The sequence below is a fragment of the Stenotrophomonas sp. 57 genome, from assembly GCF_030291075.1.
Lineage (GTDB): Bacteria > Pseudomonadota > Gammaproteobacteria > Xanthomonadales > Xanthomonadaceae > Stenotrophomonas.
Map to the genome: position 1 here is coordinate 4,035,371 of NZ_CP127407.1, position 18,801 is coordinate 4,054,171.

At 63.0% G+C, this 18,801-nt stretch carries 15 protein-coding genes and 2 tRNA genes; 7 read left to right on the forward strand and 10 right to left on the reverse strand.

All coding sequences use genetic code 11. From position 1 onward, the window contains the following. Complete coding sequence (locus QP512_RS18555; protein WP_286070177.1) at positions 1–2,247, forward strand: hybrid sensor histidine kinase/response regulator; 2,247 nt, start codon at positions 1–3, stop codon at positions 2,245–2,247. Between the two features lies 1 nt (position 2,248). Here the strand turns inward: QP512_RS18555 and bfr are convergent, their stop codons facing one another. The 3 genes from bfr to QP512_RS18570 form a co-directional block, all read right to left on the reverse strand. Next, positions 2,249–2,719 carry a bacterioferritin gene (gene bfr, locus QP512_RS18560; RefSeq protein WP_005419804.1) on the reverse strand — a complete coding sequence of 157 codons (471 nt, stop codon included), beginning with the start codon at positions 2,717–2,719 and terminating at the stop codon, positions 2,249–2,251. A 138-nt stretch (positions 2,720–2,857) separates the two neighbouring features. After that, complete coding sequence (locus QP512_RS18565) at positions 2,858–3,067, reverse strand: bacterioferritin-associated ferredoxin (RefSeq protein WP_286070178.1); 210 nt, start codon at positions 3,065–3,067, stop codon at positions 2,858–2,860. Between the two features lie 108 nt (positions 3,068–3,175). Beyond that, the gene (locus tag QP512_RS18570) at positions 3,176–3,796 is read right to left on the reverse strand and encodes an RNA pyrophosphohydrolase (RefSeq protein ID WP_005411310.1); all 621 of its coding nucleotides are present in this window, start codon (positions 3,794–3,796) and stop codon (positions 3,176–3,178) included. Positions 3,797–3,917: 121 nt separating this feature from the next. Between QP512_RS18570 and QP512_RS18575 the strand changes: the two genes are divergently transcribed. Both QP512_RS18575 and QP512_RS18580 read left to right on the forward strand, forming a co-directional pair. After that, positions 3,918–3,994, forward strand: a tRNA-Met gene (locus QP512_RS18575). Between the two features lie 215 nt (positions 3,995–4,209). Beyond that, entirely contained in the window at positions 4,210–5,640 is a 1,431-nt protein-coding gene (locus tag QP512_RS18580) for a site-specific integrase (protein WP_286070179.1), read from the forward strand. Here the strand turns inward: QP512_RS18580 and QP512_RS18585 are convergent. Both QP512_RS18585 and QP512_RS18590 read right to left on the reverse strand, forming a co-directional pair. Further along, positions 5,637–6,347, reverse strand: coding sequence for a hypothetical protein (locus QP512_RS18585; protein WP_286070181.1), 711 nt, complete (start codon positions 6,345–6,347; stop codon positions 5,637–5,639). The two genes, QP512_RS18580 and QP512_RS18585, sit on opposite strands and share 4 nt — an antisense overlap. Beyond that, the gene (locus tag QP512_RS18590; RefSeq protein WP_286070182.1) at positions 6,344–7,687 is read right to left on the reverse strand and encodes a hypothetical protein; all 1,344 of its coding nucleotides are present in this window, start codon (positions 7,685–7,687) and stop codon (positions 6,344–6,346) included. The genes QP512_RS18585 and QP512_RS18590 overlap by 4 nt, the downstream gene beginning before the upstream one ends. Before the next feature lie 145 nt (positions 7,688–7,832). Between QP512_RS18590 and QP512_RS18595 the strand changes: the two genes are divergently transcribed. Together QP512_RS18595 and QP512_RS18600 are read left to right on the forward strand one after the other, a co-directional pair. Beyond that, on the forward strand, positions 7,833–11,093 hold the full coding sequence (locus tag QP512_RS18595) for a site-specific DNA-methyltransferase (RefSeq protein ID WP_286070183.1): 3,261 nt from the start codon (positions 7,833–7,835) through the stop codon (positions 11,091–11,093). Positions 11,094–11,100: 7 nt separating this feature from the next. Continuing rightward, a complete protein-coding gene (locus QP512_RS18600; protein WP_286070184.1) occupies positions 11,101–13,923 on the forward strand; it encodes a DEAD/DEAH box helicase family protein in 2,823 nt (940 codons plus the stop codon). 5 nt (positions 13,924–13,928) lie between these two features. Here QP512_RS18600 and QP512_RS18605 read toward each other — a convergent pair whose 3' ends face one another. After that, on the reverse strand, positions 13,929–14,588 hold the full coding sequence (locus tag QP512_RS18605; protein WP_286070185.1) for a recombinase family protein: 660 nt from the start codon (positions 14,586–14,588) through the stop codon (positions 13,929–13,931). An 819-nt stretch (positions 14,589–15,407) separates the two neighbouring features. Here QP512_RS18605 and QP512_RS18610 point away from each other — a divergent pair. After that, a tRNA-Gln gene (locus QP512_RS18610) sits at positions 15,408–15,482 on the forward strand. Positions 15,483–15,734: 252 nt separating this feature from the next. Here QP512_RS18610 and rpsI read toward each other — a convergent pair. Then, positions 15,735–16,127 carry a 30S ribosomal protein S9 gene (rpsI, locus tag QP512_RS18615; protein ID WP_005411311.1) on the reverse strand — a complete coding sequence of 131 codons (393 nt, stop codon included), beginning with the start codon at positions 16,125–16,127 and terminating at the stop codon, positions 15,735–15,737. Positions 16,128–16,129: 2 nt separating this feature from the next. After that, positions 16,130–16,558 (reverse strand): 50S ribosomal protein L13, encoded by a 429-nt coding sequence (gene rplM, locus QP512_RS18620; protein ID WP_005414692.1) that lies wholly within the window; start codon positions 16,556–16,558, stop codon positions 16,130–16,132. A gap of 198 nt (positions 16,559–16,756) precedes the next feature. Between rplM and coq7 the strand changes: the two genes are divergently transcribed. Continuing rightward, a complete protein-coding gene (gene coq7, locus QP512_RS18625; RefSeq protein WP_286070186.1) occupies positions 16,757–17,401 on the forward strand; it encodes a 2-polyprenyl-3-methyl-6-methoxy-1,4-benzoquinone monooxygenase in 645 nt (214 codons plus the stop codon). A 71-nt stretch (positions 17,402–17,472) separates the two neighbouring features. On the opposite strand, the gene sugE is transcribed toward coq7, so the two are convergent. After that, positions 17,473–17,793: a quaternary ammonium compound efflux SMR transporter SugE gene (sugE, locus tag QP512_RS18630; protein ID WP_005411314.1), complete on the reverse strand. Its 321-nt coding sequence runs from the start codon at positions 17,791–17,793 to the stop codon at positions 17,473–17,475. Positions 17,794–17,961: 168 nt separating this feature from the next. Further along, the gene (gene speD, locus QP512_RS18635; protein WP_005411315.1) at positions 17,962–18,756 is read right to left on the reverse strand and encodes an adenosylmethionine decarboxylase; all 795 of its coding nucleotides are present in this window, start codon (positions 18,754–18,756) and stop codon (positions 17,962–17,964) included. Positions 18,757–18,801: the final 45 nt, after the last annotated feature.

Genomic DNA, 18,801 nt, shown 5'->3' on the forward strand with positions numbered 1-18,801 from the left:
GTGCCGCTGTGGGTCGTGCTGCAGGCGGCCCTTGCCGCAGCCGCCATCGCGTTGCTGCTGATGGGCCTGCGCCTGCGCGCAGGCAACCGTGCACTGGCCCTGCTGCAGCGTGAGTGCAGCGCGTTGGCCAGCGAACGGGACCAGCTGCGCCACACCACGGAGCGTCAGGGGCAGCTGGAACAGCAGCTGCTGCAGGCCAAGCAGGCCGCCGAGGCAGCAGTGCTGGCCAAGGGCGAGTTCCTGGCCACGATGAGCCACGAGATCCGCACGCCGCTCAACGGCATCCTGCCGATGCTGGAACTGATCGCGCGCGGCCCGCTGGGCGAGGACCAGCGGCAGATGCTGGCCACTGCCTCGGCCAGCTCGCAGCAGCTGCTGCGCATCGTCGATGACATCCTCGACTACTCGCGGCTGGAAGCGCAGGCACTGGAACTGGAGATCACCAGCTTCAACCTGCGCGATCTGCTTGATGGCGTGGTGCAGCTGATGCAGCGTGCCGCCGACGCCAAGGGCCTGTCGCTCGGACTGCAGCTGGACCCGTCGGTACGCCTGCCGGTGCGTGGCGACCCGGTACGACTGCGCCAGGTGCTGAGCAACCTGCTGGCCAACGCGATCAAGTTCACCGCGCGCGGCCAGGTGCAGCTGCGCGTGCAGCGCCTGGGCGAAGGTGCGGCACAGCACCAGCTGCGCTTCGAGGTCATCGACACCGGCATCGGCATCGACGAAGCACTGCAGGCGCGCCTGTTCCAGTCCTTCAGCCAGGCCGATGCCTCCACCACCCGCATCTACGGTGGCACCGGCCTGGGGCTGGCGATCTGCAAGCGCATCATCGACCTGATGCACGGGCGCATCGGCGTGCAGTCCACGCCTGGCCAGGGCGCCACGTTCTGGTTCGAGATCCCCTTGTTGAAGGTGCCCGGCGACCTGCCGGCCATGACGCGCACGCCGGCCTCGCTGCTGCTGTTCAGCAGCGATGCGATCCTGCAGGCACGCATCGAGCGCATCGCGGCCCATCATGGGCTGCTGGTGCACGCCATGGCGCAGTTCGACGCCGTGGTCGAGCGCCTGCGCGCGACGCCACGGCCAGGCCAGCCGGCACCGGCCTGGCTGCTGGTCGATGCACGTGCGCGCCGCGTCGGTGAAGCGACCTTGCAACAGGCGTTGGCCGAGCGTGGCGAGGATGACGCGCTGCAGGTGCTGTGGCTGCAGGACGATGCGCCTCCAGCGCGCCCGCGCCAGCGGCAGCTACCCGCGCATTTCGACGATGCTGCGCTGCACGCACTGCTGGCGGCACCGGTCGCGCATGCACGCCCTGCCGCGCTGCTGGCCAATGCCGAACCGGGGCAGCCGACGCCCCTGCCGCCGCCGTTGCACCTGCGGGTGCTGCTGGTGGAGGACAACACGGTCAACCGCATGGTGGCCGAGCAGCTGCTGCGCGTGTTCCAGTGCGAGGTCCGCAACGCCGCCGATGGCGAGCAGGCATTGGTCGCCCTTCGCGAAGGGGGCGTGGATGTCGTGCTGATGGACTGCCAGATGCCGGTGCTGGACGGCTATGCCGCTACCCGCCGCTGGCGCGCCGAGGAAGTGGAGAACCGGCGGCCACGCCTGCCGATCATCGCGATGACCGCCAATGCCATGGCCGGTGACCGCGAGCGCTGCCTGCAGGCCGGCATGGACGACTACCTGTCCAAGCCGATCGCACGTGCCACCCTGCATGCGCTGCTGCAGCGCTGGGGGGACGGGAAAGCTGCATCACCCGGGCAACCGTCTCTAGAGCCGACTCTAGAGCCGAGCCATGCTCGGCTGACAGCCAACTACAGTCACACTCCATCCGCCGAGCATGGCTCGGCGCTACAGACCCCGGAGAAGCAGGTGGCGCTACCACCGCAACCGGTGCTGGACCGCGACGTGCTGGACGAACTGCATGCGGTGATCGGCGAGGCCGTCATCCAGATCATCACGGTGTTCCTGGACGACGCGCCGGCGCTGGTGCAGCAGCTGCAGCAGGCAGCACAGGCTGGCGACGCTGAGCGCCTGCAGTCGGTCGCACACAGCCTGAAATCTTCCAGCGCGAACGTGGGGGCGTTGTCGTTGTCGGCGGTGGCGCGGCGCATCGAACTCGAAGCCCGCAGCGGCCACCTGCCGCGCCCCGCAGTGGCGGTGGCGCTGCTGGTGGCCGAATTCGCCCGCGCGCGCGTGGCGCTGACGGGCTACCTGGCACAGCATCGCGCCGGCCAGGTGGACTGAATTACTCTTCCAGCTTGCTCAGCAGGTACTTCGGTTCGCCGATGCGCTCGATCAGGTCCAGCTGGGTTTCCAGCCAGTCGATGTGCTCTTCTTCCGAATCGAGGATCTTCACGAACAGCTGGCGGCTGACGTAGTCACCGACCGAATCGGAATAGGCCACGGCCTCGCGCAGGGTGACCACGCCATCCCGTTCCAGCGACAGGTCGCACTGCAGGATCTCGGTCGGGTTTTCACCGATGCGCAGCTTGCCCAGCGCCTGGAAATTCGGCAGGCCTTCGAGGAACAGGATGCGGTCGGCGAGCATGTCGGCATGCTTCATCTCGTCTATCGATTCCTTGTACTCGTGTTCGGCCAGTTCCTTGATGCCCCAGTTCTTCAGCATCTTGGCGTGCAGGAAGTACTGGTTGATCGCGGTCAGCTCGTTGTAGAGGACCTTGTTGAGAAATTCGATGACCTTGGTGTCGCCCTTCATGGGGATGCTCCTGCACGCTGAAAACGCAGGCACTTTAGCGCCTTGCGTGCAGCCGTGAAGGAACGCGAATCGTGCGCATTGGCCAGTGCGGCCAGCAGTGAAGGACGAGGAAGCGGCGTCAACGCGCCGCGAAAAAGATCAGGCGACCTGGGCCAGGCCGAGTACCGGCAGGGGCAGATCGTGGGTGGCACGTGCCTTGGCCAGCAGATCGCCGGCCATTTCCAGGCAGGAACCGCAGGTGGCGCCACAGCCGGTACGCATGGTCAGTTCGGCCACCGTGCTGACGCCATGTCTGGCGGCTTCGCGGATCTGGTGGTCGGTGACTCCGTTGCAGATGCAGACGTACACAGGCGGGAACCGGGATGACAGGCCAGAAGCGGCCTGTTGGGTATTCCAATGGAAACGAGAATGGTTGTCAATCATAGACCTGAACCATTCTCGATACCGTTCAGCCGGTCAGCTCGCCGGGCCGTCGCCCGTCGCCTTCTTCGGCCAGTAGCCGCGGGTGCGCGGGCGCTTGCGCGGGCGGTCATGGCCGGCGGTGTGGCCCGGCATCCAGGCCTCGGCGGCACTCTTGGGCATGGCGGTCACCCCCTGCCCGGCCACCCCGCGCGCCAGCGGCGCCAGATGTCGCAAGGCACGCGCGTAGACGCCGCGCTTGAACATCACCACGTGCTCCACCGGGTACCAGAAGTCCACCCAGCGCCAGTGGTCGAACTCGGGAGAGTCGGTGTGGTCCAGCTTCACGTGGGATTCGTCGCCGGTCAGGCGCAGCAGGAACCAGACCTGCTTCTGGCCGATGCAGACCTGCCGCTCGTTGCGGCGGATGGCCCGCGCCGGCAGCTTGTAGCGCAGCCAGCCGGGCGTTGCCCCGAGCACTTCCACATGCTCAGGCAGCAGGCCGGTCTCTTCCTGCAGTTCACGATACATGGCCTCGACAGGCGTCTCGTCGGTGTTCATGCCTCCCTGCGGGAACTGCCAACCATCCCGGCGCACGCGTCGTGCCCAGAACACCTGGCCGTCCTGCCGCATCAGCACGATGCCGACGTTCGGTCGATAGCCGTCCGGATCGATCACGATGCGGACTCCTAAGAAAATCTACTGGTCGGGACTATCCCATGCCCTCTGTCGGCCCACAAGCGCGATACAAAAGTGTTGACAGGGGCGATACACATCCGCAGAATAGCGGGCTCACCAAGGCTATGTAGCTCAGCCGGTTAGAGCACAGCACTCATAATGCTGGGGTCGGTGGTTCGAGTCCACCCATAGCCACCAATGCATCGCAAGTCATTGATGCCTCGGGAGAATCTAGCACTTTCGCTCTCTTTAGCCCTACTGCTACAGCGAGTGCCCACAAAGTGCTACAGCGACGCGGTCAGATTTATACTTCGCGTATCGTCGTCCCCTCCCGTATCCGGGCCGTCTGGGGACGCACAGAACTCAACCGAAGCCTGCGAACCGGCGACCTCCGAGAGGCTCGCAGGCGCTTGATGTTGTGGGAAGCCCAAATGGGCGTCTTCCTGCACCAGATCGACCGGAACATTCAGTCGATGACCCGCGAAGAAATTGACACCATCTACCGCCAGTACCTGGCAACGAAGTTTGATGAGATCGAGGCAAGGCTTTCCCAGCCTCTCGATGAAGACCAGAAAGACGGCACATCCTTCTACCTGAATGACGAAGCCCACCGCATCTCGGCGGCACTGGCCTTTGGGCAGGTGGACGAGCGCTTGCCGGAAGCCGCCCAGCTGGCCCCCAATGCAACCAGGGATACACAGCGCAGACTCGCAAGGCGCCTCTTGGAAGCGGACCTTAAGGCCACCGTGGCCGAGCTAAAGGCACTTGAAGGTGAACCCTTGGAGCTTCCCCAGGAAATCCTTGCCACCACTGGCGGGGCCAAGGATCGGACGCAAAACTCACCCCTGCTCTCGCAGGTGGTTCAACTCTATTGCGAGGAACATATTGGCCTGAAGAAGTGGTCGGAACGCACCGCCGAGCAGAGCCGCAAGATTTTCGAGCTGATCGTGGATTTGCTTGGGGACCGCCCCATTCACCAAGTTACCAAGGCCGAAATTCGCACCTTGGGTACGCAGATGCTTCAGCTGCCCAAGAACATGACCAAGATCTTCCCTGGCCTCACCCCTCGGCAGATCCTCGAAGCGGCAGCATCGCAGCCCGAGCTGCCGCGCCTGCAACCTCGCAGCATCAACAAGAACTATCAATACGTCCGTTCGCTATTCATCTGGGCCACAGAGCACGACCATCTGACCCAGAATCCAGCCACGATTTTGCGTGATGTCAACGAGGGACGCGCTCAGGATGCACGCAAGGCACTCGACGACGACGACGTGGCGAAGTTTATCAGATACACCAAGCAGCACGCCAAGGAGTCTTACGAGCTGTGGATATCTCGCATCATGGCCTATACCGGCTGCCGCATGGGCGAGGCAGCCAGACTGGAAAAGCGTGACGTCCGCCAAGTGGACGGATTATGGGTGTTCGACATCAATTCCGACCACCCGGAGAAGCGAGTCAAAACCGAGAACAGCCTGCGCCTGATCCCTGTGCATCCAAGGCTCATCGAGCTGGGGCTATTGGATTTTGTCAGCAGCTCCGCCGAAGGCTTCCTGTTCCCCCGCCGCATCCGGTACACCGATGACCCCAAGCGCAGCCCGGTGGACCTCCTGTCCAAGCAACTCAGCCGCTGGCTGCGAAAGGCCGGTGTGGAGGACAAGAAGAAGCAGGTGCAGAGCTTCCGGGAAACCATGGCCACCAAGCTAAAGGACCTGGGAACGCCGGAGTACCAGATCGCGGAAATCCTGGGGCACGAGAACAGCAACATTTCCACTGGCCGCTATGGCAAGCACACCAAGCTGAGCACACTGCACGAGGCTTTGGCCAAGGTCCACCTGCCGGTCTAACAAGCTGCAACGTGCAGGCGTACTGCTTCCAAGTGCGCCTGCAGCGGCCTCGCTGCCCGCGCCAGACCCGCCCCCAGGTGCCACAGCACCCGCCCTCTGCTGGCCGGGTACTTGTGCAACTGGACCACCTTCCGCCGGCCGGCATTGTCGTGCTGTTCCCACTGTTTGTGCGTACCACCAGCCAGCCGGTGTAGCCATTTGGCGGCCTGCACCAGTCGGTAGCGGGCCTTGCGGTCCGGCTGCGCGTCATCCTGGTAGCGCAGCTGTACAGCAATCCAGATGGACAGAAGGGCGCTGGGGTCTACCTGGCGCTCTCGCAGGCGCGCCCAGATCTTGCTCGCCCGCTCCGCCGGCGGCTTCCCGACCAACCGGAAGGCCTCCTCTGGTGCACCGCCGCGCATATAAAGAGTTACCAACGCCTCCCTAGCCTCCCTGACAGCCGGAAGATCCCGTTGTTCCTCTAGCCAATGCAGGGCAGCAACACGGTACGGCCGCAGCTCCGCAGCGGTGTAGCTGGGTTTTGAATAGCTGCCGTGGCGGCGGAAATGCTCGACATGGCGGCGGCAGTAAGCCTTGCTCAACCCGCTGCCTTGCTGCGCCATGGTGGGATGGCCGCAATCCAGCACTACGCAGGTTGCAAAGGCTGGATTGGCTTCTCTCATGCGCCGGTAGATGCCTTCCCGGCGTTTCTGGCGAACGGTGCTCATACGCTTATGCCCCCCACTAATGGGGAGGACTGAGGATTCCCTATAGAGGAACGATGGAGCCCCGACGGTGGAGATCCCTCCACCTCCACCCTGAGTTGTTGACCCAGTACATCCTTAGAAGCCTCTTCAAGCGCCCGCTTGGCCACCTCCATCCGGTGGTCAGCGACGAGGATGCAGTCATGGACCGGTAGTGCCACCACACCGCGGTCTTTGAGCCGGAGCAGCGCCTCGACGATGATCTGGCTTTCGAGGTTCATCAATGCATGGGCCTGCCCCTTTTGGAAGAAGGGCACCAAGGCTGGGTGCCGCCGACTGATTCCCGCCACAACCGAATGCACCGTCTCGTGCTTGGCAAAGTGCGGCCTGGCCCCCTGCGGCATGCGCGACAGCATCTTGGTGCTAGCCAGTAGGGCGTTGAAAACCAGCTTCACGCCCTCGCGGTCGCCGCTCACCCCCGGTAGCTCGTAAAGGTCTCCATCGGGAGGCTCAATGCGCACAAGGGCATAGGCCGTCCTAACAGACATCTGGGCAAAATCCAGGCTGACCACGGGCGCGCCTTCGATGCGCAAGTAGTCCGCCCGGTCTTTCTTGGACATGTTCTGCCAGAAGCCGTGGTAGAGACGCCCTCCTTCCTGCAATGAGCCGTTGTTGAAGATGCGCCTGAGATACCGCTGGCCCAGGTCCACCTCCTCCGCCCCGACATACGAGATGTCAGCCTGGGCGAGCCACAGGTTGATCTGCTGCATCTGAGCACGGAGAGCACAAACCTCCTGCGTGTCAGGCAACGGCAGGGTCTCCGCCACACCCCTCACCTTGTCGCCGCGGAGCACAAGCGGATCACCCAGGAGCGCCTGGTTGCGCCCGATGTCCTCGTAGTGGATTTCGAGGTCGTCGATCCTGGCGGCCAGCCAAGGACTGGCCCGGATCATCGTGCGTTCTCCACCGAACCAGGATGCGTAGTAGCCGGGCTGCAGCTCGGCCGCGGCCACTTCCGGGTGGCATAGCAATTTCACGAGGTTCGGGAAGGCCTCCGTGAGGAAGGGGGCACGGCGTGCTTGGCCGGACAAGGCACCCTTGCTCATCTCGACCGTGAGCCAGGCATCGGGATCACCCAATGCCCGGTGGGCCAGGTCGCAGACAAGCGCCTCAGCGGCTGACTCATGGCGCTCCTGATCGGCTTTTCGACGCCGGCGCTGCCGCCTCTCCGCCTTTTCTACTCGCTCAAGCACTTCGGCAACGAGCTGCTTGCTCTTGGACGTTGCGGCATTCTTTCTTGGCCGGGTCAAAAAGCCTGGGCTTCTCGGCGCGGCTTTCGGGCGAGACCGCCCCAGCAGCCACATCCACGCAAAGATCGACCACCCTCATACGCACGAACAAAAAACAAAAGGAACGAGAGGACACACGCTGCCCCGCCCCGGAGGCGCGCCGGGCCAATCGTGTGGCTGCCGTCGTATTCTATCGGGGCTATCATAGGAATCCACAACCATGGACAAGGCAGCTGCTGCCGATATTCGTAATGCCCTTTTGGAGTTGCTGCCGGAGGACGGGACCACCCTGGGAAACCTGAAGCTGCGTACCCAGATTGCTGCCATGCTCGGCGCCGAGGTGCCTGAAGACGACTACTCGGCCGCACGGGATGCCTTGGTGGCCGAGGGGCTGCTAGCCAAAGGCCAAGGCCGTGGCGGCTCGGTGCGGAAGCTAGTGGACCACGCGGCGCCGCTGACCTTGCAGGTGCAGGAGAAGCCCGCTGGTGCAGATGCTCCGAAGCCGATGCAGCCAGGACTGACGCTGGCCCAGGCCAAGCGTGCAAAGGCCGAGGTCAAGGCCAAGCGTACCGACGAAGACAACCAGGTCATCGCCTACCGGCACGACCAGAAGCGCCGCAACAATCCCGACGTTGGCGTGGTCACCCCGGACAACGATCCTGAGCAGCCCAGGACGCAATGGGCCTACGACCCGCACATTGACCCTGCCTTGCAGTTCGATGTTGGCCGCGCACAGATTGAAACCCTGATCGACGACGCCCTGGCCAGCGGCGACGAGGCCACCATGCGCGCCGCGCTGGAACAGCTCAAGCGCCAGGCCGCGCCCTACCTCAACTGGACCGGCAAGGCCGAGCGCACCAGCTTCGAGGTGGACACCGTCAGCCTGCACGTCCACGAGCGCATCGACCCGGCCAGCATCCTGGCCGTCATCCAGAAGCGCATGAAGACCGATGCGGGTAAGACCGCCACTGGCGACATGTTCCGCGCTTGGTTCGAGGAGCCGCTGCCGCTGCGCGAGGCGGTGGACTTCTATAAGCACGATCGCGGCTGGAGCAACCGTCTGGTGGCTGGCGACAGCCTGCTAGTGATGAACAGCCTGCTGCAGAAGGAGGGCATGGCTGGGCAGGTGCAGATGATCTACATCGACCCGCCTTACGGGATCAAGTACGGCAGCAACTTCCAGCCGTTCGTCAACAAGCGAGACGTGAAGGACCGGAGCGACAACGACCTGACCCAGGAACCGGAAATGATCAAGGCGTTCCGGGATACGTGGGAGCTGAACATCCACTCCTACCTAACCTACCTACGCGACCGCCTGCTGATGTCGAAAGAGTTGCTGCATGAATCGGGCAGCGTGTTTGTACAGATCTCGGATGAGAATCTGCATCATGTTCGCGAACTGATGGATGAAGTCTTCGGCGCTGAAAACTTTCTGTCCATCATTTCTTTCACGAAAGCAGCCGGCGGACTGCAGGCCTCGAACCGGATCGGCGCGATTCTTGATTACATCGTCTGGTATGCAAAGGACGCGACGCGCGTTAAGTACAACCCGCTGTACTCGGAAAAGAGCGATCCCGCTGCGGATGGGTACACGTTGCTTGGGTTGCCGGGCGGCTACTACAGGACTGTTAGTGAGAATCGGAAGCTGACCGGGGGTGAGGTTGATCCCGGGACTACGAACTGCATGTCGGTGCTGCTGACTAAGCCTGGACCTGGTTCCAAGTTTGACGTTGAAGCAAACGGCAAGATCTTCGATTCAGGTAATCGTTGGTGGGGAACTACGCCAGAGGGCATACAGCGTGTCCTAAAGTCGCTTCGCGCGGTCGTTTCTGACGGCGCCATTCGCCTTGCTTCTAGATTTCAGGAATTTCCCTACACTTCGTACTCGAATTTGTGGTCTGGATTCGGTGGAGCAGCCAACCCTGTGTATGTAGTACAAACCAATGAAGTCATCGTGCAACGCTGCATGCTGATGACGACCGACCCCAGCGACCTTGTTCTAGATCCCACGTGCGGCTCTGGCACCACCGCTTTCGTCGCGGAGAAATGGGGCCGCCGATGGATCACCTGCGACACCTCGCGGGTGGCGGTCACCCTGGCCAAGCAGCGGCTGATGACCGCCAGTTATGACTACTACGACCTCAAGTACCCGCACGAGGGCCTGAAGGCCGGCTTCATCTACAAGACCGTCCCGCACGTCACCCTGAAATCCATCGCCAACAACCCTGAGATCGACGACCTCTGGGAGCGCATGCACCCGGCCATCGAGCAGGCGTTGGGCCAGCTCAACGCTGCACTGGCCGGCACCCGAATCCCGTTCAAGGTCACCGAAGGCGGACGCAAGGGCGAAGACATCGCCTTCGACGCCAAGGGTATCCACACGCTGCCCACTGGCGAGCAGGTGCCTGCCAACGCCCTGCTGGAATGGGAGGTGCCGTTCGACTTCCCGGCAGACTGCCCCGCCGCTGCCCGCACCGCGTTCGACGCATTCCACGCCGCGCGCCAGGCGATGCAGAAGAAGATGGACGACTCCATCGCCGCCCACGCCGACCAGGAAGTGCTGTACGACCAGCCGCAGGTGGCCAAGGACAAGCTGCGCATCACCGGCCCGTTCACTGTGGAGGCGGTGCCGTTCCCCAGCGTGATGGTGCTGGACGAGGCGCAGCCCACGGCCGAGGCCGACGCCAGCATCGCCCGCAGCGGCGAATCCGCCCGTCAGCACCGCTGGCGCGACGAGTTGTTGAAGGCCGGCATCCGAGGCAAGGGCGGGCAGATGCTTCGCTTCGCCGAGCTGGAGAGCCTGCCCGACACCCCGCACCTGCACTGCACCGGCCATCTGGACACCGGAGAGCGCGTGGTGGTGTGCTTCGGCCCGGAGCACGCCGCACTGGAGCAGCGCACGGTGGAGTTGGCCATGCGCGAGGCCGGCGATCTGTTCCCGCGGCCGAAGATGATCGTGTTCTGCGCCTTCGCCTTCGATCCGGAAGCCGCCAAGGACATTGACGCCACCAAGGGCATCACCGCCCTCAAGGCGCAGATGAACACTGACCTGCTCACCGAAGACCTGAAGAAGAACGCCCGCCACAACCAGAGCTTCTGGCTGATGGGTCAGCCGGACGTGGAAGTCCGCACCACCAAGGACGGCAAGTATGTGGTCGAGGTACACGGCTTCGACTACTTCGACACCGCCAGCGGCGAACTGAAGTCCGGCGGCAAGAAGAACATCGCCGCCTGGAGCCTGGACACCGATTACGACGAGCGCAGCCTGTTCCCGCGCCAGGTGTTCTTCCCCATGGCCGGCAAGAAGGACGGCTGGCACAAGCTCAAGAAGGACATCAAGGCCGAGCTGGACGAGAGCAAGCTGGATAAGCTGCATGGCACCGTCAGCTTGCCGTTCGAGGCCGGGGACAACCGCAAGATTGCGGTGAAGATCGTCGACGACCGCGGTATCGAGTCGCTGAAAGTCATGGCGCTGAGTTGAGCACGGCATGACGACTCCCAAATCCCTGATCATCAACACGCCTTTTGAGGCGCCTCGCTGGCACTGGATAGACCACCAAGGTGGCCTGAAGCTGACCGAGGGACGCCGTCCAGCTGGCTACGAGATCTTCGACACCCGCCATAACACACGCCGCACCGAGCGCCTCGACCTGGTGGAGCGCATCCGTGAACGCGTCGGCGAATGGCGTGCCTCGGCCTACCCGGGCGTAACCACCGTTACCCGCAGCCTGCTTGAACACTGGCACAACGCCAGCGCTCGCCAGCATCCGTTCTACTTTTGCCAGCTGGAAGCCATCGAGACACTGATCTGGTGGATCGAAGCGCCGGCCGATTTCAAGCAAGGCATCTACGTGCCGGGCGATGGCGGACCATGGCAGCGGCTCTGCAACAAGATGGCAACGGGCACCGGCAAGACGACGGTGATGGCTATGCTCATCACTTGGCAGGTGTTGAACGCACTGGCTTACCCGAAGCGCAACAAGGATTTCTCCCGCGCCATCTTCCTGGTTGCCCCCGGCCTGACGGTGCGCGAGCGCCTGCAGGTGCTCTATCCGGGGCACCCGGACAACTACTACGACCTGTTCGGCCTGTGCCCGAATGAGGCAATGCGCAGCAAGTTGAATCAGGCCGAGGTGCTGGTAGAAAACTGGCACACGCTGATGCCGCTAAAGCAGCAGGATCGGTCGGTGGTCAGGAAGGGACCGGAGAGTGACAAGGCATTCGTCCGCCGAGTGCTCGGGAAGCTGGCGCAGCATAAGGACATCGTTGTAATCAACGACGAAGCCCACCACGCTTATCGGCAGTCCCCCGATGACAAGCGCAGCCGCGACGTGAAGCGCCGGGCTGAGGAAATGGGCCTGGACCAGGAAGAGGCTACCCGCTGGATTGAAGGCCTGGACCGCATACACAAGGAACTGCGCATACAGTGTTGCTTCGACCTGTCCGCCACCCCGTTCGCCCCGACCGGGCGCAGCAACACAGAAGGCGGCCTGTTCGAGTGGATCATCTCCGACTTCGGCTTGAACGATGCCATCGAGGCGGGCCTGGTCAAGACCCCGCGGGTGGTCGTGCGCGACGGCGTAGTGCCGGATACGCAGACACTCAAACCCAAACTCTATCACCTGTACCGCGACCCGGCTGTCCAGGAAGACCTTGGCCGCCGCGGGGCACAGGCCCATGAACCGCTGCCGCCACTGGTGCAGCAGGCCTACACCCTGCTCGGCGCAGATTGGCGCAGGACTGCCGAGGCATGGGCAGAAGCCGGCCACACCTCGCCTCCGGTGATGCTGACGGTATGCAACGTGACCTCCACCGCTGCGCGCGTGGAGCGATTCTTCACCGAGGGTGACGTGCATTGGCCTGAGATGCGCGACGCCAACCGCACGCTCCGGGTTGACTCCCGCGTGTTGGAGAAAGCCGAGATCGGCGAGAAGGCGGGCGCCGACAAGGACTACGAGGAGCGGCTGCGGGCGATTGTCGAGGCCGCTGCCATCCCATCCGACCGAAAGAGCGAGCTGCTGCAACTGCGGAAGGAAGAACTGCTGCGCGAGATCGTCGACAACGTCGGCAAGCGTGGGACAGCCGGCCAGGACCTGCAGAACGTCATTTCCGTTGCGATGCTCTCCGAGGGCTGGGACGCCAAGAACATCACCCACATCATGGGCCTGCGCGCCTTCACCAGCCAGCTGCTGTGTGAGCAGGTAATCGGCCGCGGGCTGCGTCGCGTCGGCTACGACACGGAGCCTGTGGTCTGTCCCGACGGTGTCGAGCGGCAGTTGTTCGTCCCGGAGTTCGTCAACGTCTTCGGCGTGCCGCTGTCGGTATTCCAGGACCTGAGTGGCGAGGGAGAGGCGCCGCCGCCGCCCAAGCAGAGCACCCAGATCGAATCCCTGCCGGAACGGAACAGCCTGGAGATCCGGTGGCCAAACGTGGTGCGCGTGGATGCCATCGTGCGGCCGGGCCTGACTCTCGACTGGCAGGCGATGGAGCCTTTGCGCCTAGACCCTGCAGCCACGCCGCTGGCGGCAGAGATGGCACCGGCACTGGGTGGCGCCAATGCGTGGGACCAGATACAGGCCATCGACCTGGAGTTGCTGCCCGACGAGTTCCGCCTGCAACGGCTGGTGTTCCAGGCCGCGCGCCAAGCGTATGGGCAGATGCAGGACCAATACACCGGCACGCCGGAGTACCTGGCGTTCCAGTTGATCCACCTGATCGATGAGTTCCTCGCATCCGACAAGCTGGTGGTGCCCTCGCTGTTCCACCAGGAGCCGCTGCGCAAGCGCATCCTGGTATCCCTGAACATCAACGCGGTGGTCCAGCACCTGCTGCGATACCTGTTGCAGCAGAACCAAGAGCGCATCGAGCCGGTGTTCGACGAGGAGTTCCCGGTCGGTTCAACGCGATACATGCGCACCTGGTACACCACCAAGACATGCCAGCCAGCGCAGAAGTCGCAAATCAGCCACGTGGTGGCTGACGGCGCTTGGGAAGCCCATGCAGCCAACCTGCTGGAAAGCAGCCCGTTGGTGCAGGCCTACGCAAAGAACGACCACTTGGGCTTCCAGGTCTACTACATGTGGAACGGGGCCAAGCGCCGCTATATCCCCGACTTCCTGGTCCGCCTCGCTAACGGCAAGACACTGGTGTTGGAGATCAAGGGCGTCGACGACGACCAGAACCGCGCCAAGCGCTCGGCACTGGACGCATGGGTAAAGGGCGTGAACCAGAAGGGGGGCTTTGGCACCTGGGCGTGGGACGTGGCCTTCGAGCCCCACCAGATCCAGGACATCCTGGCAGCCCATGGTTGACTGAGTTACTGGACGGAGAGGCGGTCCAGCAGGTTGCGGACCGATGACTTGTGCCACGTGCCACCACGTGGCGTGAGCATGCCTCTCTCGTTCAGGGCTTTTGCTATGCCTCCCAGCGAGGAAACCCCCTCTGCTGCCAGCGCGTCCACCACCGGGCGCAGCTGGTTTGCATGGTGATCCGCCTTGCCGCGGAGGGCCGCCACGGCGTCGCCATTGCCCCTCTGGGCACGCTGCAGGGCAACCGCCCCGTTGGGATTCCCCAGCTTCCTGCCGCGCGCCTTTGCGGCCTGCAGGGCTTCCTTGGTGCGCTTGGAAATCGCCTCGCGTTCCTGCTGGGCGACCAAGGCCATGATGCCGACGGTCAGCTCGTTGGCGTCGGGCATGTCCGCCGCGATGAATCGAACTCCGCTGTCCCGCAGCGTGAGCAGGAAGGCCGCGTTCCGGGACAATCGGTCCAGCTTGGCAATCAGCAGCGTTGCGCCGGTCACCTTCGCCAAGTGCAACGCACGGGCTAGCTCCGGGCGATCCGCCCTCTTGCCACTCTCCACCTCGGTGAAGGCTTGGATGACCTCGGCTCCCCGCTGCCGGACAAAGTCGGCAATGGTGGCCTGCTGAGCTTCCAGGCCGAGCCCGCTGCGCCCTTGACGGGCGGTGGAGACTCGCATGTAGACTACGACGCGCACGGTACAAAATCCCCTAACCAACGTTAGGCTATTTTGTACCATCATTCATCATCGTCAGACAAGAACTCCGTGGAACAGCAAATCACGTCCAGACGCCCCTACTCGAACGGGGCCGAGCTACGCCGGGAAGTAGCTCAGCTTCGCCAAGAGGTAGCCTGGCTGAAGCGGCACTATCAGCAGACCGTACGGGCGGCCATTGACGTCCTGCCCTTTGAAGCATGTTCTCATTACCTCGGCCTAGACAACCTGAACTCGCAAGATGAACTGAATCAATTCCTCTACGACCTACGTAGGCTGGTCAAACAAGAGGCGGAACTGCTGCCGCCAAGGTTCCCCGGCGATGATGACCGCGTAGCTTGCCCCTTGTGCGTCAGCCACGCACGAGGTCCCTATAGGGGGCGGGGTGATGGTTGGGGTGCAGAGAGAGGCATTGACTTGCACCTACAGCGAGATGCCGGAGAGAACGGCTGCCACATCATGCAGGTGCTACGCGAACACGCGGTTCGTGAGTACCGCAGCAGAGAACACAGTCTTGAGAGGTAAGCCCCCCCCGGGGGGGTGAGGCCAAACAGTCGCTATCTAAGATGTCTTCACGGAAATTTTCGCTAGACCTTTCGGCCTCACATCCGTATAATTTGCTACATCAGGTGCTACAGCTTCCCTTCTGAAGCACTTCGTAAGCCAGCAAAATTGCTAGGTTTAGGCTGTGTGTGGTGGCTATCTGCCAAATCCACCCATAGCCACCACACAGAAAATCAAGTTGTTTTTCAGTGTGAAAAGTGAGAAAATAGCTGCACGTTTTGCCCCGTCGCCAAGCGGTAAGGCACCTGACTCTGACTCAGGCATTCGGTGGTTCGAATCCATCCGGGGCAGCCAAATTAAACGCAAAAGGCCAGATCGAAAGATCTGGCCTTTTGCGTTTAGTTTAGGTCACGCATACCACCGACCAGGAGCAGGCGAGCATCGGCTCGCTCTACAGAGACACAGGGTCGGATCTTTTCCGCAGGGAAAGGCCCTGACCTCACTCTCTCCAATGCACACCCCCAGAACGACAAAAGCCCGGCCGAAGCCGGGCTTTTGCGTTTCCATCCAGCGGGCTCCCGAAGGAGCCCAACCAGGCGCGGTAAATCAGCGCTTGGAGAACTGGGTGGCGCGGCGGGCCTTGTGAAGACCGACCTTCTTACGCTCGACTTCACGGGCGTCACGGGTCATGAAGCCGGCCTTGCGCAGCTCGGACTTCAGGGTTTCGTCGTACTCGACCAGAGCACGAGCGATGCCCAGGCGGATCGCACCGGCCTGGCCGGTGGTGCCGCCGCCAGCGGCGGTGACCAGGATGTCGAAGCTTTCGGTGTTCTTGGTCAGCTCGAGCGGCTGGCGCACGATCATGCGCGCGGTCTCACGACCGAAGAACTCGTCCAGCGGACGGCCATTGACGGTGATGTTGCCCGAACCCTTGCGCAGGAACACGCGAGCGGTGGAGGACTTGCGGCGGCCAGTGCCGTAGTTTTGAGTGATAGCCATGATTAGATATCCAGAACCTGCGGCTGCTGTGCGGCGTGCGGATGCTCAGTGCCGGCGTAGACCTTGAGCTTGCGGTACATCTGGCGACCCAGCGGGCCCTTCGGCAGCATGCCCTTCACGGCGATCTCGATCACGCGCTCCGGGTGGCGCTCCAGCGCCTGGGCCAGGGACTCGGTCTTCAGGTTGCCGATGTAGCCGGTGAAACGGTGATACATCTTGTCCTGCAGCTTCTTGCCGGTGACGGCAATCTTTTCTGCATTGATGACGACCAGGTAGTCGCCGGTATCAACGTGCGGGGTGTAGACCGGCTTGTGCTTGCCACGCAGACGGCGGGCCAGCTCGGTGGCGAGACGGCCCAGGGTCTTGCCCTCGGCGTCGACGAGGTACCAGTCGCGCTGGACGGTCTCGTTCTTGGCAGTGAAAGTGCTCATGAAGAACTCTAGGTTAGGTCGGGCTCATTGCGGCGAAAGGCTCGCCGGAACTCTGCCACGCGTTGTGAAAAGGTGAAGCGTAAGAGGCGGGATTGTACTCACCTTGCAGGGCGCACGCAACCCTGCCCCAGTGCCGGGTTGGCAGGGGCGCGGGGCCGGGCGAGAATCGAGGGGTCTTCCGCCCCACCGCTTACTGCCATGCCCGTGCTCCGCCAGACCACCCCACTGGACCACCTGCTGACCGAGGCGCAGCGCGCCCTGGACACGGTGTTCGGCAATCCGCCGGCGGCCCGCCCCTACCCGGCGGCGGACACCGACGAACCCGGCATGGACAGCGCCGAGCGGCGCCATGCCGCGGGCCTGATGCGGATCAACCACGTGGGCGAAGTCTGCGCGCAGGGCCTGTACTTCGGCCAGGCGGCCGTGGCCCGCGACCCGGCCACGCGTGAACACCTGCTGGAAGCGGCGCAGGAAGAAACCGACCACCTGGCCTGGTGCGCCACCCGGCTGGGTGAGCTGGACAGCCGTCCGAGCCTGTTCAATCCGCTGTGGTACGCCGGCAGCTACACCATCGGCACCCTGGCCGGGTTGCGCGGCGACGGCTGGAACCTGGGCTTCGTGGTCGAGACCGAGCGCCAGGTGGAGGCCCATCTGGACGAGCACCTGGTCGACCTGCCGGCCGGGGACCTGCGCAGCCGCGCGGTCATCGCGGTAATGAAGGAAGACGAGGCCCGCCACGCGGACCACGCCGAGCAGGCCGGCGCACGCCGCCTGCCATTCCCGATTCCCGGGGCGATGGCGCTGGCCTCCAAGATGATGAAGACCATCGCCTACCGGTTGTAGCCGCGACACGGGGTCGGATCCCTTTTCCATCGGAAAAGCGCTCTGACCCCATCATGGATCGCGCCCGTCAATCAGTTGGGCGAAACCAGCTTCAGGCCGATCACGCCGGCCACGATCAGCCCCACGCATGCCAGGCGGGCCGGCGATGCGCTGTCGTTGAACAGGTAGATGCCCAGCACCGCCACGCCCATGGCGCCGATACCGGTCCAGATCGCATAGGCCGTACCAACCGGGATGCTCTTCATCGCCTGGCTCATCAGGTACAGGCTGATCAGCGCGGACACCACCGTGGCAGCGGTGGGCAGGGGTTTGCTGAAGCCTTCGGAGTACTTCATTCCGAGGGCGAAACCGATCTCGAACAGGCCGGCCAGCAGCAGGTAGATCCAGGGCATGGGTGGGGGCTCCTTACCTTTCTTGAAAAAAACGAAACGGCCCGGTGTTTTCACACCGGGCCGTGGGTCGGTACATCACCGTGGAACCATATCGCCTGCGCGACACCAGTTCCACGGGGCGGGTCGTCCCGCCTGGGCGGCGATGCCTGCGGGCATCGCGCATGGGGCTTACTCGGACAGGTTCCGGCCGTGGAACAGCTCTTCGATCTCGCGCTTGAGCAGCGCTTCGATCTTCATGCGTTCCTTGAACGACAGGTTCTTGGCCTTTTCCTCGAACAGGTACTGGTCCAGGTCGAAGTCCTTCAGGTGCATCTTCGTGTGGAAGATGTTTTCCTGGTAGACGTTGACGTCGAACATCTCGTAACGCGACTTGATGTTCTTGGCCAGGAAGTTCTGGATCGAGTTGATCTTGTGGTCGATGAAGTGCTTCTTGCCCTTCACATCGCGGGTGAAGCCACGGACGCGGTAGTCCATGATCACGATGTCCGACTCAAGGCTTTCGATCAGGTAGTTCAGGGCCTTCAGCGGGGAAATCACGCCACAGGTGGCCACGTCGATATCCGCGCGGAACGTGGCGATACCTTCCTGCGGATGGGTTTCCGGGTAGGTGTGGACAGTGATGTGGCTCTTGTCCATGTGCGCGACCACGGCATCGGAGATCAGCTCCTTGCCGGCCAGCTTCTTGTCGATCACCGGCTCTTCGGAGATCAGGATGGTCACCGAGGCACCCTGCGGGTCGTAGTCCTGGCGGGCCACGTTCAGGATGTTGGCGCCGATGATCTCGGCGACATCGGTCAAGATTTGAGTCAGCCTGTCGGCGTTGTACTCTTCATCGATGTATTCAATGTAACGCTGACGCTCCTCTTCGGTGCGCGCGTAACACACGTCATAGATGTTGAAGCTCAGCGCCTTGGTGAGGTTGTTGAAACCCTGCAGCCTCAGGCGAGGCAACGGCTTGACCACGGCGGTCGATTCCTGTGTAAGAAGGGAAAGGGGGAATTATGGGGC